23 protein-coding genes and 1 pseudogene are annotated in these 21819 nt (G+C 63.2%); 11 read left to right on the top strand and 13 right to left on the bottom strand.

The window, feature by feature from the left end; translation table 11 throughout:
- Positions 1-102: 102 nt before the first annotated feature.
- The 6 genes and pseudogenes from hpf to VGD10_RS05090 form a co-directional block, all read right to left on the bottom strand.
- Positions 103-411: pseudogene (hpf, locus tag VGD10_RS05065) on the bottom strand (ribosome hibernation-promoting factor, HPF/YfiA family); the annotation flags it as partial.
- Between the two features lie 29 nt (positions 412-440).
- The gene (dnaQ, locus tag VGD10_RS05070) at positions 441-1172 is read right to left on the bottom strand and encodes a DNA polymerase III subunit epsilon (protein ID WP_331039715.1); all 732 of its coding nucleotides are present in this window, start codon (positions 1170-1172) and stop codon (positions 441-443) included.
- Between the two features lie 7 nt (positions 1173-1179).
- The gene (gene coaE / locus VGD10_RS05075; RefSeq protein ID WP_331039716.1) at positions 1180-1773 is read right to left on the bottom strand and encodes a dephospho-CoA kinase; all 594 of its coding nucleotides are present in this window, start codon (positions 1771-1773) and stop codon (positions 1180-1182) included.
- Complete coding sequence (locus tag VGD10_RS05080; protein WP_331039717.1) at positions 1770-2585, bottom strand: shikimate dehydrogenase; 816 nt, start codon at positions 2583-2585, stop codon at positions 1770-1772. Before VGD10_RS05080 ends, coaE begins: the two co-directional genes overlap by 4 nt.
- A complete protein-coding gene (locus tag VGD10_RS05085) occupies positions 2585-3124 on the bottom strand; it encodes a Maf family protein (RefSeq protein WP_414639500.1) in 540 nt (179 codons plus the stop codon). Before VGD10_RS05085 ends, VGD10_RS05080 begins: the two co-directional genes overlap by 1 nt.
- 19 nt (positions 3125-3143) lie before the next feature.
- On the bottom strand, positions 3144-3974 hold the full coding sequence (locus VGD10_RS05090; RefSeq protein ID WP_331039718.1) for a pyruvate, water dikinase regulatory protein: 831 nt from the start codon (positions 3972-3974) through the stop codon (positions 3144-3146).
- Between the two features lie 373 nt (positions 3975-4347).
- Between VGD10_RS05090 and hemE the strand changes: the two genes are divergently transcribed.
- The gene (gene hemE, locus VGD10_RS05095; RefSeq protein ID WP_331039719.1) at positions 4348-5373 is read left to right on the top strand and encodes a uroporphyrinogen decarboxylase; all 1026 of its coding nucleotides are present in this window, start codon (positions 4348-4350) and stop codon (positions 5371-5373) included.
- Positions 5370-5828: a CopD family protein gene (locus VGD10_RS05100; protein WP_331039720.1), complete on the top strand. Its 459-nt coding sequence runs from the start codon at positions 5370-5372 to the stop codon at positions 5826-5828. Before hemE ends, VGD10_RS05100 begins: the two co-directional genes overlap by 4 nt.
- 2 nt (positions 5829-5830) lie before the next feature.
- On the opposite strand, the gene VGD10_RS05105 is transcribed toward VGD10_RS05100, so the two are convergent.
- Positions 5831-6955 carry a vWA domain-containing protein gene (locus tag VGD10_RS05105; protein WP_331039721.1) on the bottom strand — a complete coding sequence of 375 codons (1125 nt, stop codon included), beginning with the start codon at positions 6953-6955 and terminating at the stop codon, positions 5831-5833.
- 299 nt (positions 6956-7254) lie between these two features.
- Here VGD10_RS05105 and rho point away from each other — a divergent pair, with 299 nt between their 5' ends.
- Entirely contained in the window at positions 7255-8511 is a 1257-nt protein-coding gene (rho, locus tag VGD10_RS05110) for a transcription termination factor Rho (protein ID WP_331039722.1), read from the top strand.
- A 27-nt stretch (positions 8512-8538) separates the two neighbouring features.
- The gene (locus tag VGD10_RS05115) at positions 8539-9264 is read left to right on the top strand and encodes a TerC family protein (protein WP_331039723.1); all 726 of its coding nucleotides are present in this window, start codon (positions 8539-8541) and stop codon (positions 9262-9264) included.
- Here VGD10_RS05115 and VGD10_RS05120 read toward each other — a convergent pair.
- Positions 9261-9953: a dienelactone hydrolase family protein gene (locus tag VGD10_RS05120; protein ID WP_331039724.1), complete on the bottom strand. Its 693-nt coding sequence runs from the start codon at positions 9951-9953 to the stop codon at positions 9261-9263. The genes VGD10_RS05115 and VGD10_RS05120 overlap by 4 nt on opposite strands.
- 79 nt (positions 9954-10032) lie before the next feature.
- Here VGD10_RS05120 and VGD10_RS05125 point away from each other — a divergent pair, with 79 nt between their 5' ends.
- Genes VGD10_RS05125 through VGD10_RS05150 form a run of 6 tightly spaced genes read left to right on the top strand, consistent with a single transcriptional unit; the run spans position 10033 to position 15754 of the window.
- Positions 10033-10263 carry a DUF6489 family protein gene (locus VGD10_RS05125; protein ID WP_331039725.1) on the top strand — a complete coding sequence of 77 codons (231 nt, stop codon included), beginning with the start codon at positions 10033-10035 and terminating at the stop codon, positions 10261-10263.
- Positions 10260-11540, top strand: a complete 1281-nt coding sequence (gene mnmE / locus VGD10_RS05130; RefSeq protein WP_331039726.1) for a tRNA uridine-5-carboxymethylaminomethyl(34) synthesis GTPase MnmE — start codon at positions 10260-10262, stop codon at positions 11538-11540. The genes VGD10_RS05125 and mnmE overlap by 4 nt, the downstream gene beginning before the upstream one ends.
- A 55-nt stretch (positions 11541-11595) precedes the next feature.
- On the top strand, positions 11596-13446 hold the full coding sequence (gene mnmG, locus VGD10_RS05135) for a tRNA uridine-5-carboxymethylaminomethyl(34) synthesis enzyme MnmG (protein ID WP_331039727.1): 1851 nt from the start codon (positions 11596-11598) through the stop codon (positions 13444-13446).
- Complete coding sequence (gene rsmG, locus VGD10_RS05140; protein ID WP_331039728.1) at positions 13447-14097, top strand: 16S rRNA (guanine(527)-N(7))-methyltransferase RsmG; 651 nt, start codon at positions 13447-13449, stop codon at positions 14095-14097. It begins immediately after the preceding gene.
- Entirely contained in the window at positions 14094-14876 is a 783-nt protein-coding gene (locus VGD10_RS05145) for a ParA family protein (protein ID WP_331039729.1), read from the top strand. The genes rsmG and VGD10_RS05145 overlap by 4 nt, the downstream gene beginning before the upstream one ends.
- A complete protein-coding gene (locus VGD10_RS05150) occupies positions 14873-15754 on the top strand; it encodes a ParB/RepB/Spo0J family partition protein (RefSeq protein ID WP_331039730.1) in 882 nt (293 codons plus the stop codon). Before VGD10_RS05145 ends, VGD10_RS05150 begins: the two co-directional genes overlap by 4 nt.
- Before the next feature lie 43 nt (positions 15755-15797).
- Here VGD10_RS05150 and holA read toward each other — a convergent pair whose 3' ends face one another.
- Genes holA through VGD10_RS05170 form a run of 4 tightly spaced genes read right to left on the bottom strand, consistent with a single transcriptional unit; the run spans position 15798 to position 20324 of the window.
- Positions 15798-16820: a DNA polymerase III subunit delta gene (holA, locus tag VGD10_RS05155; protein WP_331039731.1), complete on the bottom strand. Its 1023-nt coding sequence runs from the start codon at positions 16818-16820 to the stop codon at positions 15798-15800.
- A complete protein-coding gene (gene lptE, locus VGD10_RS05160; protein WP_331039732.1) occupies positions 16817-17314 on the bottom strand; it encodes an LPS assembly lipoprotein LptE in 498 nt (165 codons plus the stop codon). Before lptE ends, holA begins: the two co-directional genes overlap by 4 nt.
- On the bottom strand, positions 17311-19830 hold the full coding sequence (gene leuS / locus VGD10_RS05165) for a leucine--tRNA ligase (protein WP_331039733.1): 2520 nt from the start codon (positions 19828-19830) through the stop codon (positions 17311-17313). The genes lptE and leuS overlap by 4 nt, the downstream gene beginning before the upstream one ends.
- A 14-nt stretch (positions 19831-19844) precedes the next feature.
- Positions 19845-20324 (bottom strand): DUF3576 domain-containing protein, encoded by a 480-nt coding sequence (locus VGD10_RS05170; protein ID WP_331039734.1) that lies wholly within the window; start codon positions 20322-20324, stop codon positions 19845-19847.
- A gap of 237 nt (positions 20325-20561) precedes the next feature.
- Here VGD10_RS05170 and VGD10_RS05175 point away from each other — a divergent pair, with 237 nt between their 5' ends.
- A complete protein-coding gene (locus VGD10_RS05175) occupies positions 20562-21272 on the top strand; it encodes a porin (RefSeq protein WP_331039735.1) in 711 nt (236 codons plus the stop codon).
- On the opposite strand, the gene VGD10_RS05180 is transcribed toward VGD10_RS05175, so the two are convergent.
- The gene (locus tag VGD10_RS05180; protein WP_331039736.1) at positions 21269-21811 is read right to left on the bottom strand and encodes a thiamine phosphate synthase; all 543 of its coding nucleotides are present in this window, start codon (positions 21809-21811) and stop codon (positions 21269-21271) included. The two genes, VGD10_RS05175 and VGD10_RS05180, sit on opposite strands and share 4 nt — an antisense overlap.
- Positions 21812-21819: the final 8 nt, after the last annotated feature.

Below are 21819 nucleotides of genomic sequence, written 5' to 3' on the forward strand. Positions count from 1 at the left end.
CTGTACCAGAATGCAGGCGCTGCCTGCCTAACGAATGGAACGGCTTTCGGGCCTGTGAGCCAGCTATTCCCCTCGTCGACCGCCCTCTTCGGCAAGCATGGGCGCCTCGGCATGACGATCCTTGAGGCGCCGCATATGCCTTCGAAGCTGCTTTTCGACATGCTCGGCGGCCTGGTCGAAGGCGGGATGCGCCTCAGCGCCCTTGCCGGAGCCCTTGAAAATCACGCCCTGCATGATGTGGGCGACGATATCGCAGGTGAAGGCGTGGTCGTGCGGCCCTTTCCCAAACGTGACATGGGCCGAAATCGCCCGCTCGAAATATTTGCCGGCGATGCCGCTCATTCGGTCCTGGACGTGCTGCTTAAGGGCTTCGCCGGTATCGACCTGATGTCCAGAGACGCGGATTTCCATCACTCACTCCAGCAGAAATTGCGGCTGGATTAGGCCCCGCTCCGGCTTTCCGTCAACCGATCCGCGTCCAGCTTCGCCCATATGGGATCGGCAATCTCGGCAAGGAAGAGGGCATGCGCCTGAAGCTCCTCCTCGGTCGGCGCATGAGGCCGTGGCGGACGCAGTTTGAGCGTGACCGCCGCCTGCTCCGCAACCAATTCCATAGCATCGGCCACGGCCTTGCCGGTCGAGGAGAGGGAGAGGCCGATCTGCCGGCCGCCGGTCAGTTCAACATAGACCTGCGCCAAGAGCTGGGCGTCGATCAGCGCGCCATGCTTCACGCGAAGGCTGCGGTCGACGCCGAAGCGGGTGCAGAGCGCATCGAGGCTGTGCTTGGCGCCGGGGTGACGCTGCCGCGCCAGGCTGAGCGTATCTACCATCCGGGTCATGCAGACGAGCGGGCGCCCGCAATTGTTGAGCTCGTGATTGAGGAAGCCGAAGTCAAAGCTGGCATTGTGCGCGACGAGCGGCGCATCGCCGATGAATTCCAGCAGCTCTTCGCAAAGCTCATGGAAAGCGGGCTTATCCGACAGGAAGATGTCGGAGAGGCCGTGCACCGCCTCGGCCTCGCTCGGCATTGGTCGGCCGGGATTGAAGTAGGCGTGGAAGGTGCGGCCGGTTTCGACGCGGTTCACCAGCTCGACGCAGCCGATCTCGACCAGCCGGTCGCCGTTCAGCGGGCTGAGCCCCGTAGTCTCGGTGTCGAAGACGATTTCGCGCATGGCATGCTTATGAATCGGTGGCGGGAGACAGACAAGCGACGATGCGGCGAACGGAGGCCTTTGTTTCTTCAATGCTTCCGCCGGTCGGGATGACGAAGTCGGCGCGGGCGCGCTTCTCCGCATCCGGCAACTGGAGCGCGAGGATCTTCTCGAACTTCTGCTTGGTCATTCCAGGCCGGGCGAGCACTCGAGCGCACTGGATATCCGCAGGAGCGGAAACGACGGCGATCTTGTTCACTTGGCTATGCCCGCCCTTTTCGAAGAGGAGCGGGATATCGAGCACGACCAGGGGCGAACCCCGGTTTTGTTCGAGAAAGGCTTGCTTCTCCCTCGCGACGGCCGGGTGGATTAAGGCCTCGAGGCGCTGCAGGGCCTCGTCATCGCCGAGCACGCGTTCAGCCAGGCTGGTCCGGTCGACGCCCTGGTGAGACGTGGTGCCGGGGAAATGCGCCTCGATTTCCTGCACCAATGCCCCTTCCGCGCCCTGCAGCCGGTGCACCGCCGCGTCGGCGTCGAAAACCGGCACGCCTTCTTCCTTGAACATCCGTGCCACGGTCGACTTGCCCATGCCAATCGAGCCGGTGAGGCCGAGGACGATCATCCCTCCAGGAGCCTTCTGAGCTCCGCGTCATACTCGCGCGGGGCGGGAGCGCCGAAGAAGAGCTCGAAGGCAGGAGCCGCCTGGCCGATCAGCATGGTGAGGCCGTCGATCGCTTGCGCGCCTTCCTTCCGCGCGCGCTTCAGCAAAACGGTTTCGACGGGGGCGTAGACCATGTCGAACACGGTGCCGGTGACGGAGTCCAGTACAGATGAAGGCATGTCGGCCGCGCCCGCCATGCCGAGCGGGCTGGCATTGATCAGGAGCGATGCTTCGCCGAGGGGGACGGCAGCTTCGTTGAAGGTTGCAATGCGGACCTGAGGGCCCAGCCGCCGCAACGGTTCTGCCTTGGCCGGATTGCGGACGATGATCGTGATGACGCCCGCCTGCTCTTGAAGAAGGTGGCAGAGAGCCGCTCTGGCCGCGCCGCCGGCGCCGATGAGACAGACTTTTGCGTTCTTGATAGCTACATTCTTCACGGCTTCGGCAATGCCGGCAACATCCGTGTTGGTGCCGATGAGGCAGGTGAGCGGCGTCCGAGTGATACAGTTCACAGCCCCGACGAAGCCGCAGACGGCTGGCGGCGCTCCGACAAAGGCCGCGGCGTGTTCCTTGAGGGGCGCAGTCACGTTGCAGCCGCGCCAGAATGTGTCGCGGCGCCTTTCTTCCAGGTACTTAGGCAGGTTGCGCAGGAGTACCTGTCTCTTCCGGTATTCCCCGGGAAGGCCGAGCTTCTCCAGCCAGAAGCCGTGGATCAGCGGCGACTTGCTGTGATCGATCGGATCGCCGATCACTTCGGCATAGGGGATGGCCATTAGCTGGGCAGCACTCCTCGCGCCCTTAGATAGCCGAGGAGCGGGAGCAAGGGGAGGCCAAGAATGGCAAAATGGCTGCCCTCGATGCGGTCAAAGAGCTGCACGCCCGGACCTTCGATTCGGTAGCCGCCGACACTCCAGCGGATCGCCTCATATTCGGCGTCGAGATAAGAGCCGAGGAAATCATCCGAGAGCGGTCGCATGGTGAGGGAGACGCTTTCGACATGACGCCATATCGCGCCACCACTTTCGGCAATCACCGCAGCGGAGTGGAGTTGGTGCGCGCGACCGCTGAGGGACTTCAGCTGCCGGAAAGCATCTCCGCGGCTGGCGGGTTTGCTCAGCATGGTGCCGTCATCCCTCTCCAACGTCTGGTCGGAGCCCAGGACCAGCCCGTCTCCAGAGGCGGAAAGAGCCTTCCCCTCAGCCAAGGCTAGAGCAAGTTCGGGCGGGCTGAGTTCGCCAAACCGGAGCTTCGCCTGCTCCTCATAATATGGTGCATCCACGACTTCGAACGGAACACCAGCCGCTTCGAGCATTGCGCGACGGGCGGCGCTCTTAGATGCGAGACGTAAGATCACAATCCTCGCGCTCGTTGCAAAGTTTGATGATGGCGAAAGCGGTTTCCTCGATCGAGCGCCGGGTGACGTCGATCACCGGCCAGCCGTTGTCGGAGAATATACGTCGGGCGAAGGCGAGTTCGGCGGCGACCGCTTCGGCATCGACATAATCGGTCTCCGGTGCCTGATTCAGCGACAGGAGTCGGTTGCGGCGAATCTGGATCAGGCGGTCGGACCCAGTGGTGAGGCCGACGACGAGCGGATTTTGTAGCGTAAAAAGCGAAGGCGGAGGCGGCGATTCCGGGACCAGCGGAATATTGGCGACCTTGTAGCCGCGGTTAGCGAGATAGATGGCGGTCGGCGTTTTCGAGGTGCGCGAGACCCCGGCGAGGATGACGTCGGCTTCCTCCCAGTTCTGCGAATTGATGCCGTCATCATGGGCGATGGTGAACTGGATCGCGTCGACGCGGGCGAAGTAGGCTGCGTCCAGGACGTGCTGCCGTCCAGGACGGGCCTTCGCCTCCTGCCCAAGGAAGGCAGAAAGCGCGTCCACCACCGGATCTAGCGCTGAAACGGCGTGGATGCCGCGGCGCCGGCACTTCTGCTCGAGTTCGCGGCGGATATTGTTGTTCGCCAGCGTGTAGAGAACGAGGCCCGGCCGCCGCTCGATATCATCCAGCACCCGATCGAGATGGCCTTCGGACCGCACCATCGGCCAGAAATGCTTCAGCGCCTCGACCTCATCGAATTGAGAGAGGCAGGCCTTGGCGATCAGCTCGAGCGTTTCGCCCGTCGAATCCGACAGGAGGTGGATATGGACTTCGCTCAAGCCCCAAGCGCTTTCAGCAAAAGTGGGTACCGGTCTTGAGGTTCGAAAGCGCGACAAACGCGGGAATCTCGCCTGTGGAAAACCATGTTGAAATCGCTAGCGGAAGCCTGGGCGCGGATTCAAGAAAAGGATTCGTCCCCGGCTTTCCGGATCGATCCACAGTTCCAGCAACATTGGAAAAGTTCCAGGCCAGACCTGTGGATTTCGGGGATAAGAGATGCGAATCCGCGGACGCCCGTGGGGCACCTCAAGTCAAGCTGTTGGCATAATCCGGTGAAGCCAATAAACCCCAGCTTCAGCCTGCCAACTATCTTCAACAGACTCTCTTATAAATAAGACTCTTTTATAGGGGAGGGTGACCGAGCGGAGTTTCATGCCCGATAGCCATAAGCCTTTGCTGACCGTGCTAAAGGGCGGAAAAGCTGACGTTTTGCCCATCTGGCTGATGCGCCAGGCAGGGCGATACCTGCCTGAGTACCGGGCGCTGCGAGCTGAGAAGGGCGGCTTCCTCGACCTCGTCTATGACGCCGATGCTGCGGCCGAAATCACCCTGCAGCCGATCCGCCGGTTCGGCTTCGACGGAGCGATTTTGTTCTCGGACATACTGATCGTGCCCCATGCGCTGGGTCAGGAGCTTCGATTTGAGGCAGGGGAAGGGCCGCGGCTTAGCCCCACCATGCTCGAAGCCGATCTCGGCGCTCTGGAGGCCGTCCCAGCCCGTCTGGAGGCCATTTACCGGACTGTGGAGAAAGTGAAGCGGGCGCTGCCGCCGGAAACCACCTTCTTGGGGTTCGCGGGCAGCCCGTGGACGGTTGCGACTTATATGGTGGCGGGGCAGGGAAGCCGGGAGCAGGCGGAGGCCCGGCGGCTCGCTTACAGCGATCCGGTGCGGTTCGGCGCCATCATCGATGCGATTGCGGACATGACCGTCGATTATCTGTCCGGGCAGGTTCAGGCAGGCGTGGAAGCGGTGCAGCTGTTCGACAGCTGGGCGGGGAGCCTTTCGCCCGCGCAGTTCGAACAATGGGTGATTGCGCCCACCGCGCGGATCGCGGCGGCGTTCAAAGCCCGGCACCCCGATGTTCCGGTGATCGGCTTCCCGAAAGGCGCCGGCGGCAAGCTCCCGGCTTATGCGCGCGAAACCGGCGTGGACGCGCTTGGCCTCGATGAGACTGTCGATCCACGCTGGGCCGCGGCGGGGCTTCCCGAAGGCCTGCCGGTGCAGGGCAATCTCGATCCGCTGGCGCTGATCGCCGGCGGCGAGGCGCTTGAAAAGGCGGTCGCCTCCATCATATCAGCGTTCGAAGGGCGGCCGCACATCTTCAACCTGGGGCATGGCATCTTGCAGGACACGCCGATCGCGCATGTCGAGCAATTGCTGAGACTGGTGCGCCGTTGACCCCTCTCGACTGGGACACAGCGCTGCAATTGTCTTACGAGTGGATCAAGGCCGGCCACGTCATCTTCGTGATCTTCTGGATCGCGGGCCTGTTCATGCTTCCGCGTTATTATGTCTATCATCAGGAAGCGGCGGTCGGCTCGGCCGAAGAGAAGAAGTGGATCGACCGGGAGCGGAAGCTCCGCAATATCATCATCTCACCCGCGATGATCCTCGTATGGGTGTTCGGCCTTACCCTCGCCTACATTACCAATGCCTGGGACCAGACCTGGCTGCAGGTGAAGATTGCCATCGTATTTCTGCTTTCCGGCTATCACGGCTGGATGGTCGGCTACGGCAAGAAGCTTGCCAAGGGTGAGCGGCCGGTGAGCGGCAAAGCGCTCCGCATCATGAACGAGGTGCCCGGCATTGCGACTGCGATCATCGTCATCCTGGTGATTGTCCGTCCCTTCTGACGCTACTGCGTCTTCAGCTGCTCGCTCGTTTTCATGCTTTGGCGAATGGTCTGCTGACCCTGCTTCGCTAGCGCATTCGAGCGCTGGCGAATTGAAGCTCTTGCGGCGTTCCGCTCGGAAAAATGCTGCATGATTTTGCCCCGCATCGCGCCGGCCTCTGCATAGGCTTGCTGGTCGCCTGATTGCCTGAAGCTTTGAGCCTGGCGGTTGATGGCGCTTATCGCGGCATTCTGAAGCCGCCCGTCACAGAGCATCGCTTCATTGTTGCGTTCCATCTCGCAGACCGCGTCCCCCAGGCTCTGCGCCGCCGCGAGGTTCTGCCGTCGGAAATATTCGTCCAGTTCGCGGTGCGTGCGCGCATTGAAATATTCGCCTCCGCCGGCTTCGGCGATCTGACGAAGCGCGGCTGCGTCAGCCGACTGGACATCGAAGCCGACGACGTCCACGCGTACATCGAGACCTTGTGTTTTCAGCTCCCGCGCCACCGCGACCGGGTCTCCTCCGCAGGTTTCGAGGCCGTCAGACACGAGGATGATCCTGTTACCGGCTTTTCCAGCGAAGGCAGTGCGTGCCGCTTTCAAACTGTCGCCGATCGGCGTCCAGCCCCTCGGTTCGAACCGCGCCAGCAGTTGTGGCACGGCTGCCTTGTCGACGGCGCCGATCGGCGCGAGCAGTTCAACGCCAGCGCAGCTTTCCGCCTTGCCTGCCGGCGTGTTGTTGCCGCGGTGGCCGTAGACCATGAAACCGATGCTCGCGGCATTAGGCAGACCCGACATGAAGCTGTTCAAGGATTGCTTGGCGAGGTCGATCTTCGGCCGTCCGCCGAGCCGCGCCGCCATGGAGCCCGAACTGTCGAGGATCAGGAGGATATTGCTCGCAACCTTCAGGCTCGATCCGGCGGCGCCGTTCCCGCAGGCGCCGTTTACCGGGCAATCATCAGCAGTGGGGCTGTAGCCGATCTGCTGTTCGATGAAGTCGGGAATGAAGTTGCGGTCCGCATCGGCATACCATTCAGCTGGAAGGTTACGAGGCGCATCGGACGCCGAGGCTGCAGCACTCCCGTTTCCGGCCGGCTCCTCCTGGGGGCAGGCAGTGAGCAAGGCAGCGCCCCCGAGCAAGAGCAGCATCTTGGCTGTATTAGACGATGTCCGAAGATGGTGCATCAGATCCCCTTTTCCTGCCCAGCGATTGTGCCTCTGGGGCAAGAAATTGCCTGAGCTTGAAAAGTTGCAGGGGCGAAATCACATAATGCCGGTCGGCATCACTTTCTGCCGTTTCGCGGTCAGTCCGCTTGACTTGATTTTTGACGGAGCCTAACCGGCTTCCAAGTCGTTAGCCCGCAGTCCTTGCGGGGACATCCAGCCGCTTCGAAACACTTTCGCGCTTCGGACGACCCACATCCAAAATCCCTCCCGAGTTACTTCCCATGCATCTCAAAGACCTCAAGAAGAAAACCCCCGCCGACCTCGTCGCCATGGCCGAAGAACTCGGCATCGAAGGCGCCTCCACGCTCCGCAAGCAGGAGCTGATGTTCTCAATCCTCAAGGTCCAGGCCGAAAACGGCGAAGAGATCATGGGCATGGGGACGATCGAAGTACTGCCCGATGGCTTCGGCTTCCTCCGTTCGCCCGACGCCAATTACCTCGCCGGACCCGACGACATCTATGTGTCGCCGAACCAGGTTCGGAAGTTCGGCCTTCGTACCGGCGATACGGTCGAAGGTGAGATCCGTGGGCCTAAGGATGGCGAGCGCTATTTCGCGCTGACCCGCCTCACCCAGGTCAATTTCGATAATCCTGATGCCGTCCGTCACCGTGTCAATTTCGACAATCTGACGCCGCTCTATCCGACCGAGAAGCTGCGGCTCGACACGCTAGATCCTACGGTCAAGGACAAGTCGGCGCGCGTCATCGACATCATCTCCCCGCAGGGCAAGGGTCAGCGCGCTCTGATCGTCGCACCGCCGCGTACGGGTAAGACCGTGCTCCTCCAGAACATCGCCAAGGCGATCACCGACAATCATCCGGAAGTCTATCTGCTTGTCCTCCTGATCGACGAGCGGCCGGAAGAAGTCACCGACATGCAGCGTTCGGTGCAGGGCGAGGTCATCTCCTCGACCTTCGACGAACCCGCATCGCGCCACGTCCAGGTCGCTGAGATGGTGATCGAGAAGGCGAAGCGCCTCGTCGAGCATAAGAAGGACGTCGTCATCCTGCTCGACTCGATCACCCGCCTCGGCCGCGCCTACAACACGGTCGTGCCGAGCTCCGGCAAGGTGCTGACCGGCGGTGTCGACGCCAATGCGCTGCAGCGGCCGAAGCGCTTCTTCGGCGCTGCGCGCAACATCGAGGAAGGCGGCTCACTTTCGATCATCGCCACCGCGCTGATCGACACGGGATCCAAGATGGACGAGGTGATCTTCGAAGAGTTCAAGGGCACCGGCAACTCGGAAATCGTGCTCGACCGCAAGGTTTCCGACAAACGCATCTTCCCGTCGCTCGACGTCGGCAAGTCCGGCACCCGCAAGGAAGAGCTGCTGGTCGACCAAGCGACGCTGTCGAAGATGTGGGTGCTCCGCCGCATCCTCATGCAGATGGGCACTGTGGACGCGATGCAGTTCCTTCTCGACAAGATGAAGGACGCCAAGTCGAACGAGGATTTCTTCGCGTCGATGAACCAGTAAGCGGCAGCAGGCGTTCGGGGGCACATCATGATCGACTTCCTGCTGACTATTTCCGCTTCCGCCGGTGCCGTACCCTTGGGGATTGGCGGCATCTGGGACGCCATCGTCACGGATTTTTCGAAGCTCAACACCGCCGATGCTTGGGTCGTCTTCGGCCAGGTGCTGATGATCGACATCATGCTGGCGGGCGACAACGCCATCGTCGTCGGCGCCTTGGCCGCTGGCCTTCCGCCGGAGCAGCGCCGCAAGGTCATCCTTATCGGCATTATCGCGGCTCTGGTGCTCCGCATCGCCTTCGCGCTCGTGGTTACGCAGCTGATGCAGATCGTCGGCCTCACCTTTGCGGGCGGCCTCCTCCTCCTCTGGGTAAGCTGGAAGATGTGGCGCGAGCTGAAGCATTCTGGTCAGTCGGGTGGATCTCCTGAAATCGAAGGCGACGAGGATAGCGGCCTAAAGCCGGCCAAAAGCTTCGCCGCGGCCGCTTGGGCCGTCGCCGTCGCTGACGTTTCGATGAGCCTCGACAATGTTCTGGCCGTGGCCGGCGCGGCGCGCGAGCATCCCGGCATCCTGATCATCGGTCTGCTGCTCGCCGTGGCGCTGATGGGCGTCGCCGCCAACATCCTCGCCAAGTATATCGAGCGCTATCGCTGGATCGCGTGGATCGGCTTGGCCGTGATCGTCTATGTGGCGATCAAGATGGTCTACGAAGGCTACATTGACCCTCAAGTGGGCCTGGGCACACTCTTCGCCTAGCCTAGGTTGCGCTCGAAGAATTCGGCCGTCCGCTGGTCCGCCAGCCGGGCGGCCGCTTCGCTTCTACGCTTGCCCATCTCGGCCGCGAAGCCGTGATTCTCGCCAGGATAATCGTGCAGCGTCACCGCCGGGTGGTCGTCCAGCGCTTCGTGCATCTTTCGCTGCACCTCGGGCGGGACGAAACCGTCGTCGCCAGCAATGTGGAGCATTAGCGGCTTCCTGATCCTCTCCTTCTCATGAAGGATGTTGTCGAGACCGACGGCATAATAGCCGACGCTCGCATCAACATCGGTGCGAGTTGACGTCATGAAGGCAAGCCGACCGCCAAGGCAGTAGCCAACGCAGCCCACTTTTCCGCCATTTACAAGCTGGTGCCGCGCTTCGTTGATCGTGGCTTCGATGTCGCGAACGCCTTGATCCTGGTCGAAGCGGCCCATCAGCTCCAGCGCCTGCTTGAATTCAGGCTCAACGTCTGGATCGAGCTCTACCCCCGGCCCGAGGCGGAAGAAGAGGTCGGGCGCAAGCGCGAGATAGCCTGCCTCCGCCCATTTGTCGCACTTCTGCCGGATGCCGGCGTTGACGCCAAAGATCTCCTGGATGACGACAATGGCGGCGCGGGGCCTGCCTTTCGGCTCGGCCATATAGGCGTTGAAACGTGCACCGCCTTCCAGCGTCTCGACTTCGATCATCCTCTCTCTCCCTCTCCGGCTTGCAGCCTTGCGCATCTATAAACATAACGCGGGCGAGCAAGCCAAGGAGCCTCGCCCCATGAAAGTCACCGTCGATATAGACTGCACGCCCGAAGAAGCGCGGCGCTTCATGGGCCTCCCCGATCTTAGCAGCGTTCATGACGTCTATGTCGAGAAGATGAAGGCGATGATGGCGGACGGTCTTAGCCCCGACGTCATGGGGGAGATGATGAAGAATTGGGCGCCGATGGGGGAGGCGGGAATGAAGATGTGGAGCGACATGCTTGGCCAGATGAGCGGCAAGAGGTGACGCCAGACACAATTTTCGCTCTTTCTTCCGGCAGTCCGCCCGCAGCGATCGCGGTGGTGCGGATCAGCGGCCCACATGCGCGTGAGGCGCTGGTGCGGCTCGGCGGGCGCTTACCGGAGCCGCGGGTGGCAACGCTGCGGACGCTAAAGGAGCCGGATACCGGTGAGATGTTGGACCGGGCGCTCCTGCTCTGGTTTCCTGGACCTGCCAGCGCGACGGGCGAGGATCTGGCGGAATTGCACCTTCATGGCGGTCGCTCCGTCGTTGCCGCGGTGCTGTCGCAACTCTCGGATTTCGAGGAGCTGCGCCAAGCGGAGCCGGGGGAATTCACACGCCGCGCGTTCGAGAATGGGCGGATAGACCTGACGGAGGCGGAGGGTTTGTCCGACCTGCTGATGGCGGAGACGGAGGGGCAGAGGCGTTCGGCGCTCGCCATGGCGGGCGGCGCTCTCAGCCGCAGAATAGAGGAATGGCAGCGCCAGATCCTCGCTTTAGCAGCTCAAGTGGAGGCGGCACTCGACTTTTCGGACGAGGACGATGTGGAAGCGGAGCTCTCCTCCGGGTGGAGGGGTGCGCTCTGCGACCTTGTGGCCGAGATTAGGGCGCTGCTGGAGCGGCCGCCAAGTGAGCGGTTAAGAGAGGGTGTTCGGGTTGTGATCGCCGGGCCTCCCAACGCCGGAAAATCTACTTTACTCAATGCTTTAGCGGGAAGGGAGGCGGCTATTACCTCTCCAGTTGAGGGAACTACGCGCGACGTGGTGGAGGCTCCTACCGCTTTGGGCGGGGTTCCGTTCCTCCTCACCGATACTGCCGGCCTAAGAGAAAGCGGTGATGAGGTGGAGGTGATTGGCGTGGCCCGCGCTCGCGAGAGGCTTGCCGAGGCCGATTTGGTTCTGTGGTTGGGAGACTTGGCGGAAAGGCCCCCGGGGAATGTCATCGCCGTCAAATCCAAGGCTGATCTCGATCAAAATCGCGGACCAGAGGATATTGCCGTTTCTGCTGTCACTGGAGAGGGGCTGGATGAGCTCACCGCCATGCTGCGGCAGAGAGCGGGCGACCTTCTGCCTCAGGAGGGTGAGGTGGCTCTCAATCGCCGGCACCGGCGACAAATCCTTGAGGCTGTGCAGGCGCTTGAAGAGGCACGGGAGGCGCATGATCTTATCGTGACCTCCGAGGCACTGCGGCAGGCGCGGCTGGCGCTCGATCGGATTACCGGCCGCGCCGGGGTTGAGGACATGCTAGACGCGCTATTTGGGACGTTCTGTATCGGGAAGTGAGGTGTTCCACGTGGAACATTTTGACAGCGGCGGCACCCGAGCCTAGCGGACAAACATGAGCGGCAGCTTCGATATCATCGTCGTAGGTGGCGGACATGCGGGCTTGGAAGCGGCTGCCGCGGCAGCACGCATGGGCGCATCGGTGGCCTTGGTCAGCTTCTCCCGTGATGCGATCGGGGCGATGTCCTGCAACCCGGCGATCGGTGGCCTCGGCAAGGGCCATCTGGTGCGGGAGGTGGACGCGTTCGACGGCCTTATCGCTCGCGCTGCGGATCATGCCGCCATCCATTACCGCATGCTCAATGCAAGCAAAGGTGCCGCGGTGCGTGGGCCGCGAGTGCAGGCTGACAGGCGGCGCTTCAAGTCCGCTATTCATGCTCTGATCGACGCGGAGCCGGGTCTCACAATCATCGAGGGAGAGGTTACCTCGCTCCGCCTGAATGGCCGGACGGTCACGGGGGTGGAACTTGGTGACGGGCAGAAGCTGACTTCAGCAGCGGTGGTGCTGGCTACTGGCACGTTCCTCGGCGGAAAGCTCCATTTCGGCATGACGAGCTGCGCCGGCGGGCGCGTGGGCGAGCGCGCTGCGACCGCGTTGGCGGAGCAGCTCAAGGAGCTTGAGCTTCCTCTGGCCCGCCTCAAGACGGGGACGCCGCCGCGGCTGGACGGTCGCACCATCGACTGGGGCGCACTTGAGCGGCAACCATCAGATGACGGCGACTGGACTATGTCGTCGCTCAGCGGCGGACGTGTGGCGCCGCAGCTCTTCTGCGCCATCACCCGTACCAACCAGAATACCCACGAGATCATCCTCGCTTCGCTCGACCGCTCACCGCTTTTTGCGGGGGAGATTAGCGGCGTGGGGCCGCGTTACTGCCCCTCCATCGAGGATAAGGTGCACCGGTTCGGTGATCGGGATGGGCACCAGATCTTCCTGGAGCCGGAGGGGCTGGACGACCGTCTCGTCTATCCCAACGGTATCTCCACCTCCCTGCCGGAAGATGTGCAGCTTGCGATAGTGCGGTCTATGGCCGGTCTCGAGCGGGCGGAAATCGTAAAGCCCGGCTATGCTGTCGAATATGACTATGTCGATCCACGTATTCTTGAGCCGACGCTGCAGGTTCGCGATGTGGAGGGGCTTTATCTAGCCGGCCAGATCAACGGCACAACCGGCTATGAGGAGGCTGCGGCACAAGGACTGGTCGCCGGCGTCAATGCGGCCGCTGCAGTGGCGGGTCGGGCGCCCATCATCTTCGACCGGAGTGACTCCTATATAGGGGTAATGGTGGACGACCTTGTTCTTCAGGGTGTCACCGAACCTTACCGCATGCTGACGGCCCGTGCGGAATATCGGCTGCGTCTTCGCGCGGATAATGCCGATGCGAGGCTGACGCCAAAGGCAATAGATGCCGGCTGCGTTTCCGAGGAGCGGACGCGAGCCTTCGAAGCATCTCGCGCGGAGCGGAAGGCAGTAGAAGACGCTCTCACGAGGCTGGTTACCGCCGCGCAGCTCTCTAACGTCGGGGTCGCAGTTCGTGAAGATGGCGTCAGGCGATCGCTCGCGGAATGGCTGCGTTTCCCGGAACTCGACGCCGAAGGTCTGCTCCGGGTCGCGCCGGAACTGAGGGGGCGCAACTTGCGCGAGCTGGAGGAGGCGATACAGGATCATCGGTACGCACCCTATGTCGCGCGCCAGCAGGCAGAGATTGTGAAACTGCGCGCAGATGAGGCGGTGCGAATTCCCGCTGATCTTGATTATGCAGCAGTGGCGGGTCTCTCAAATGAGATGGTTGAGCGACTCAGTGTAGCGCGCCCCTCAACGCTCGGAGCGGCTAGCCGCATCCGCGGCGTAACTCCGGCGGCGCTTGCGGCAATCCTCGTTCATTCACGTCGCGCCGCTGCCTGAATGGATGAAGCTGCTGCCCGGGAGCGTCTCGTTACCGACTATAATGTTTCACGTGAAACACTTGAGCGGCTGGAGCGATTTGCCGCTCTTTTGGCCCAAGAGAATGAGCGGCAAAACCTTGTTTCACGTGGAACATTAGGCTCGCTTTGGAATCGTCATATACTCGATTCTGCGCAGCTTTTGCGATTTTCGCCCAATCCTGATGCAAGTTGGATAGATCTTGGGACAGGTCCTGGTCTGCCCGGAATAATCGTCGCTCTGTTGCATTCGGGTCATGTAACGTTGGTGGAAGAGCGGAGACGACGAATAGAATTTCTCGAAATGGCCGTTGAAGAGCTCGGCCTTGGCACAACAACGCGGGTCGTGGGGTCCAAAGTCGAGCATATGTCTGCTGAGCCTTTCGACGTGATCAGCGCGCGCGCCTTCGCGCCGCTCGATAAGCTGCTCACCGTCGGAACACGCTTTTCCACAGAAAAGAGTCGGTGGGTGCTGCCGAAGGGACGAAATGCGGCGGCCGAACTGGATGCGGTTCGATCTTCATGGCAGGGTGACTTCCGGCTCGAGCAGAGCCTCACCGACCACGATGCCCAGATCATCGTGGCGGAACGGGTGAGGCCAAAGGGCTCAGGGAAGGGGAGCGGCGCGCGATGATCCGGATAGCAGTTGCCAATCAGAAGGGTGGTGTCGGCAAAACGACGACCGCAATCAATCTTGCCACGGCGCTTGCCGCGACCGGCCTGAAGGTGCTGCTGGTAGACCTCGATCCGCAAGGCAATGCATCGACCGGCTTGGGCGTGGATCAGGCGCAGCGAGTGCGCTCAAGCTACGAGTTGCTTACAGGCGAGTGCAGCCTTGCAGAGGCGGTAATCGCCACCCGAGTGCCGCGGCTCGATCTCGTCGCCTCCACCGTGGATCTTTCCGGAGCCGAAATAGAGCTCGTCGAATATGAGCAACGGACGCACCGGCTCGACAAAGCCCTGAACGAGGGCGCTTCGGCACGCTGGGACGTGTGCCTGATCGATTGTCCGCCCTCACTGGGGCTTCTGACGATCAACGCACTTGCCGCCGCACAGTCCATTCTCGTCCCGCTTCAGGCGGAATTCTTTGCGCTGGAGGGGCTAAGCCAGCTTCTGCAGACGGTGGAGCGGGTCCGCGCCCGCTTCAATCCGGAGCTGTCGATCCTCGGCGTCGCGCTTACCATGTACGACCGGCGCAACAATCTGTCGGCGCAGGTTGCTGAGGATGTGAAGGCCTGCCTCGGCGCGACCGTCTTCAATACGGTCATTCCGCGCAACGTCCGCCTCTCGGAGGCCCCGAGTCACGGCATTCCCGCGCTCATCTACGATATGCGCTGTCCCGGTTCCGAGGCATACATCGCCCTTGCGCGTGAGCTGATCGACCGTCTGCCCAAGCCTGCGGTGGCTGCATGAGCGACGAACAGCGCCGCCGCCCGACAGGTCTCGGCCGCGGCCTTTCTTCACTTCTGGGGGAGGTGGCGCAGGAGGCGCCGCTTTCCGGCAATCCGCGAGGGAGCATCCAGATGCTGCCGGTGGCCAGCCTTGAGCCGCGCCCCGATCAGCCGCGGCGCCACTTCGACGAGGCGGCGCTGACCGAGCTTGCCGGATCGATTCAGTCGCGCGGGCTGATCCAGCCGATCGTCGTCCGGCCGCATAACGGCCGCTACCAGATCGTGGCCGGCGAGCGGCGTTGGCGCGCTGCGCAGAAGGCGCAGCTGCATGAAGTGCCGGTCATCGTCCGTGCGCTCGACGATGTCGAAACGCTCGAGATCGCGATCGTCGAGAATATTCAGCGGCAGGACCTCAACGCGATCGAGGAAGCCGAAGCCTATAAGCGCCTGATCGACGAGTTCGGCCATACGCAGGAAGAGCTTGGCAAGCTTGTCCACAAGTCGCGGAGCCATGTCGCCAACCTGTTGAGGTTGCTTGATCTTCCTCCCGCCGTGCGCGGTCTCGTCGCATCGGGCGATCTCAGCATGGGTCACGCTAGGGCGCTGGTCACCGCCTCCGACCCCGCCGCGCTTGCGGAAGAGGTCGTGAAGCGCGGCCTTTCCGTTCGCGAGACCGAGAAGCTCGCCAAGGATGCGAAGCCGCGCAAGGTGGACGAGCCGCCGATCGAATATAAAGGATCGAGCGCGGACATTGAGGCGCTGGAGCGACAGCTTGGGGATATTCTCGGCCTCAAGGTGAAGATCAGCCATGCACCGACGGGCGGAAGCGTGACGCTGAGCTATTCGACGCTCGACCAGCTCGACATGATCTGTCAGCGCCTCAGCGGCGAGAAGATTTGAAACGGGCGAGCACGGGTGCTCGTCTGTCACAAATCTCTAGCCTCTACCGCAGCCGCGCTGCCTGGCGGCAGATGGCGAACAGCTCCTCGTCCACGGCAACAGCGCCAAGCGCGCCTGACGCCTTCACCTGCCGCTCCGCCTCCAGGAGCCGCCCCATACCCTTTACGAGCAGATCGGAGCGCCAGCGGCTAAGCTGCTGAGAGACAGCATCCTTTTCCTTCCAGAATATGGCTTTGCCCTGTGACGTCATGACGGCAGAAACGCTGTTGCCCCGTTCAACCTCCGCCCGAAGCCTCGCCAGCAATGCCATACGGCGGAGAACCGCGCGGATCAGGGGAATGCCCTCGATGCCCTCGCTCCGGAGCCGCAGAAGCTCCGCCTGAAGCGTCTCGGCATCGCCGCCGCTGACACTGTCCACCAAACGCCCGAGGTCGCCGCCTTCACTTGCCGCGCCGAGCAGGTCGACGACGTCATGATCCAGCTCGCGCGGCCGTTCGGGCGCGGCATCGAGGAAAAGCCCGAATTTGGCGAGCTCCAGCTCGACGACCGCGCGGTTGCCGCCGGCAGCCTCAGCGATGCGGCGGGCGATGTCAGGGCGCATGTTGACGCCTTGGCTGCGCCCCATCTCCAGCACCATCTGGTCGGCCTCGCGCCCTTCGGGGACATAGCTGGCGAAGGCGAGGGCGGAGGGTTCCGCGAGAGCGAGCTTCAGCAGCCTTGACGCCGGCTTTAGCGCACCGGCGATAATTGCGACGGGATTGCTGGCGGCGGGCGCCTCAAGCAGCGCCTCAACCGCTGCAGTGACTTCATCGCCATTGGCGTCGACAAGGATGTAGCGGGCGCCGCCGAACAGGGAGATTGAGGCAGCTTCATCGGCGAGACGCGCAGGATCGCTCTTCAGTTCGGCGCCGCTTAGCTCCACGCGTTCGGCCTCAGCCCCCATGGCGTCACCAAGGATTCTTGCCAGGGCGCGGGAGCCCGCCTCGTCAGGACCGTGAAGCAGGAAGAAGCGGGTATCGGACGGCGAACGGAGCGCCCGCTCGACTTGCTGGCGGCTTGCCTTCACCGCCCGTTCTGGGTGCGCGAGGCGTAAAGCGCGACGCGCGCGACGATCTGGTCGGCAACTTCCTTGGCGAGGCGCTCGAGCGCGGTCTGTTCGGCGGCGACCGTGGCATATTCGGAGCTTACCACGTCGATTCCGGCGTCGGACCCGGCGGTGGCATCAAGAAGCGTGGTGCCGACCTGCGCATCGACGAGGCGATAGCGGGCGCGGAGGGTGCGCCTTTCGCGCGTGACGGCATCGTCGGAGCGGATGCCGAAGCCGCTGATATCGTCGTCCAGTTCGACTTCGAGCCGGTAGCGCGGATCGGCAGGGGTGGCGTCACCGAGCCGGTCCTCTAACGCCGTTCGCACCAGCCAGCCGGCGCGGCCTTCGATGGGTGCCACAGAGACAGATTGGAGCGTCTGCGCCACCGGCCCCGCCGCACCGCCACCGTAGAGCGGGCGTAGGCCGCAGCCGCTCAGGACAAGAAGCAAGGGGAGGAGGGCGGTGCGGATCATGCGACGAGGTTCACCAGTCGGTCCGGCACCACGATGACCTTCCGCGGCGGCTTGCCGTCAAGAACGCGGACGATCTTCTCGGACGCGAGCGCCATTTCCTCCAGAGTTTCCTTCGGAGCGCCCTTGGGGGCAGTGAGCGTGTCGCGGAGCTTGCCGTTTATCTGCACGGCGATGGTGACTTCATCTTCGACCAGCAAGGTGGGATCGACCTCCGGCCAGGCAGCATCGGCGATGAGGTTTTCGCGGCCGAGTGCGGCCCATGCCTGTTCGGCGAGGTGCGGCACCATGGGCGCGACGAGGAGGAGCAGGGTTTCGACCGCTTGACCGCGCGTGGCGGATGGGGGCGCCTTTTCGATGGCGTTCGCCAGTTCGTAGATGTTCGCCACCGCCTTGTTGAAGGCGAGCGATTCTATGTTGGCGGCGACGGCGGCAATGGTCTGGTGGAGCTTCCGGGCAAGCGCCTTATCCTCGCCTTGGCCGCTCTGCTCGTCAGCGGCCATGCGCCACAGGCGCTGCACGAAGCGCCAGGCGCCCTCGATCCCCGCCTCGCTCCAAGGAAGATCGCGCTCGGGCGGGCTGTCGGACAGCATGAACCAGCGCACGGCGTCCGCGCCATATTGGTCGACGATCGGCTCCGGATCGACCGTGTTCTTCTTGGATTTGGACATCTTCTCGACGCGGCCAACCTCGACCGGCTTGCCACTTTCGAAGTGCACCCAATCGTCGCCGTCCCGCTTCACCTCGTCGGGCGAGAGCCAGCTGCCGTCGCCAGCGCGGTAGGTTTCGTGCGTGACCATGCCCTGGGTGAAGAGACCCTTGAACGGCTCCTCGATATCAAGACGGCCGATCCGCTTCAGTGCGCGAGTCCAGAAGCGGGCGTAGAGAAGGTGCAGGATCGCATGCTCGACGCCGCCGATATACTGGCCGACGGGCAGCCATTTTTCCGCATCCGCCTTTTCGAACGGCTGGTGGCCGGGCTGGCTGGCGAAGCGGATGAAGTACCAGCTGGAATCGACGAACGTGTCGAGCGTGTCGGTTTCGCGCACCGCCGCCGCGCCGCAGCGGGGGCAAGATACGTGCTTCCAGCTCGGGTGGCGATCGAGCGGGTTGCCTGGAACGTCGAAGGTCACATCCTCCGGCAGCACCACTGGAAGCTGGTCCTTCGGCACGCCAACTGGGCCGCATGCCTCGCAATGGATGATGGGAATGGGCGTGCCCCAGTAACGCTGGCGGGAGACGCCCCAGTCGCGAAGCCGCCAGACGGTGGTGCCTTTGCCCCAGCCCTCGCTTTCGGCGCGGCGGATCACTTCGGCCTTGGCAGCCTCGACCTCCATTCCATCGAGGAAGCGCGAATTGACGATCACGCCGCCGCCTGTCTCCGCCTCGCTTCCGATCGGCTCGCTCGCCTCCTCGGCCGAGGCTGCGACAACGCGGTTGATCGGCAGACCGTATTTGCTGGCGAATTCGTAGTCGCGCTGGTCGTGCCCGGGCACCCCGAAGACGGCGCCGGTGCCGTAATCCATCAGCACAAAATTCGCGATGTAGAGTGGCAGAGTCCACTCGCTGTCGAGCGGGTGGACGACCTTGATGCCAGTGTCGAAGCCCTTCTTTTCCGCAGTTTCCAGCTCGGCCGCCGTCGTACCGCCTCGCTTGCATTCTGCAATGAATTCGGCCGCGGCCGAATCCCTATCAGCCAGCGCCAGTGCGATCGGGTGATCTGGGGAGACGGCGGCGAAGCTTGCCCCGAAAATGGTGTCGGGGCGGGTGGTGAAGACCTCGAGCTCGCCCATTCCGGCGGCTTCCTGGGTCAGCCTGAAGCGGAAGCGGAGGCCCTGGCTCTTGCCGATCCAGTTTTCCTGCATCAGCCGTACCTTGTCCGGCCACTGATCCAGCGTTCCGAGGCCGTCTAGCAGTTCCTCGGCAAAGTCGGTGATCTTCAGGAACCACTGGCTAAGCTTGCGCCGCTCGACGAGGGCGCCGGAGCGCCAGCCGCGGCCGTCGATCACCTGCTCGTTGGCAAGCACGGTCATGTCGACCGGATCCCAGTTCACCTCGCTCTGCTTGCGGTAGACGAGACCGGCTTCATAGAGGTCGAGGAACAGCGCCTGCTCATGCCCGTAATAATCGGGCTCACAGGTGGCGAGCTCGCGGCTCCAATCTAGCGCAAACCCGAGCCGCTTCAGCTGCCCGCGCATGGTGGCGATATTGGCCCTGGTCCATTCGCCGGGATGGACCTTCTTCTCCATCGCCGCATTCTCGGCCGGCATTCCGAAGGCGTCCCAACCCATCGGGTGGAGCACTTCGAAGCCCTGCATGCGCCGGTAGCGGGCGAGCACGTCGCCCATCGTATAGTTGCGGACGTGGCCCATGTGGATGCGCCCCGAAGGATAGGGGAACATCTCGAGGACGTAGCTTCTGGGCTTGGCGCTGTCGTTGGAGGCGCGGAAGGAGCCCTGCTCCTCCCAGACTTTCTGCCAGTGCGCGTCGGCCTCGAGCGGGTTGAAGCGCGCAGCCATGAAGGAAGGCTCCTTTAGCCGGCGATGGCGGCCCGGCGAAGATCGCGCGCCTTAGTGAGGATGATTTCCTCCAGCTTCTGAACGGTCGCGGCGGCGACCGGGGCCTCGATCCACTGGCCGCCCTGCATCACCTGGCGCGAGGCGGCGACGCGAAGCGCATCGGCGCGAAGATCCTGGTCGAGAATGGTGGCAGTCACCTTCACCCGCTCGCCGGGCGAGCTTGGGTTTGCATACCAGTCGGTGACGATCACGCCGCCGGCCGAATCGGTCTGGGCGAGTGGCGCGAAGGAGAGCGTGTCGAGCGCCGCCTGCCACAGATAGGCGTTGACGCCGATCGTGGTCACGCGGCTGGCGGCAAGGTCCGCCTGCTGGCGCGCATCGCCCTTGCCGCTCAAGGCATTAAGCGACTTGTTGATGTCTTCCTGGATGAACTGGCAGCCGGAAAGGGTGACGGCGGCGGCGAAGGCCAGACCAAGGGAAGCAACACGGGCCATTTGAAATCCTCGAAAAACTGAACGCTAGTCGCCTGCCGTTATAGATTGTCGTGGCGGCGCGGCAAGCAGTCTCTCGCGCGGGACTCGCGGAAAGCCGCCGTTCATGCGGCGCTGCTATCATCCCGCTGTGGGGAACATGCAACATATTCTGGCGATTCGAGCCTTTTGCCTGAACCCCTTCTGGAAGGCGGTGCGTATTAGCACTACATGCCGTTCGTTACGGAGTCGCACGAAGTGATGAAACTGGGGGCAATGGTCGGATTGGGAGGCGTGTCGCTTGTCGCGTTGTCGCTCGCCCTTTCACCTGTGCTCGCCGCCGCTTCCTCACGCGAAAAGGCGCCGAAGCGCGCGCCTCTGTCGATCAGCCGGAACATCGTCAGCTCCTTCACGCCATCCGTTGCTGATCCGCGGCTGGCCGCAGAGTTTGCGCGCCGGGGCTTCTCGACCGGCAGCTTCCGCTTCACGCCGCCTTCCGCCTCGCCGGACAAGAGCAAGGCGGTTCGCGTCGCCGTGCGGACGCGCGGCACGCCGGCCGAGGTCAAGACCAGCGGCGCTTCTGCCGCCGCCGTCACCGCAATCACACCGACTGCCTATAATCTGGGCGTTGCTGTCGGCTGGAAGCGCTTCGCTGTCGCTGGCGACTTCGAGAAGATCGAGAATGGCGTTCTTCCCGGCGCACGCCGCGGCGCCGAGCTTGGCCTCAGCTATTCGGGCAAGAAATTCGGCGGCGGCGTCAAGGTCGCGGCCGAGCGTGCCGAGGGTGCGCAGCGCCTGGTCGGCGCGGATGCGAGCTACTCCCTCGATGTCGGCGGTTCCTATTCGATCGCGCGCAACGTCGATCTGACCGGCGGCGTCCGCTACAAGATCCAGCGCGAGCGGCTCGAGCCGCTCGTCGACGAACGCCGCGACAGCCAGGCCGTCTATATCGGCACCGCGTTCCGCTTCTAAGCTTCGCTCCAGGCGTCGATCGCCGCCCAGCCGTAGATTCCTGTTCCTTCCAGCAGCTTCGCTCGCTCTGCATTCATGCCGCCGAGCGCGATCACGGGCATCTGCGCCTTGGTCGAGAGGCGCGTGAGCTCCTTCATGCCCAGCACTGCCGCTCCGGGGTGGGAGCGCGTTTCGAAAACGGGTGAGACGAACGCCAGATCAGCGCTGAAACGGTTCGCTGTGAGCATTTCTGCTTCGTCATGGACTGACACGCTCCTGAGCAGGCCGGAGGTTGCCGCGCCTTCCCAGCCGTGGCTGCCGTCGGCGCCCCATTCCAACGCCACGGCAGGAGGGGCTGCAAGCAGCATGATGCTGCCCACTTCCCGGGCGATAGTAAAAGCTTCATCGAAAAGCGCCCGCCGCTCCTCCGAAGGCAGGGAATAGTGACGAAAGACGATGCCCGCACCCGGCGGCAGGCGCCGGAGGGCCGGCAGCAGGCTTTCGCCCTGCCGCTCGTCGCTCATCATCCAGAGGCGCGGGAGAGGCTGGCGGCGGTCCATCGCGCCTC

The sequence above is a fragment of the Allosphingosinicella sp. genome (assembly GCF_036402135.1).
GTDB lineage: Bacteria > Pseudomonadota > Alphaproteobacteria > Sphingomonadales > Sphingomonadaceae > Allosphingosinicella.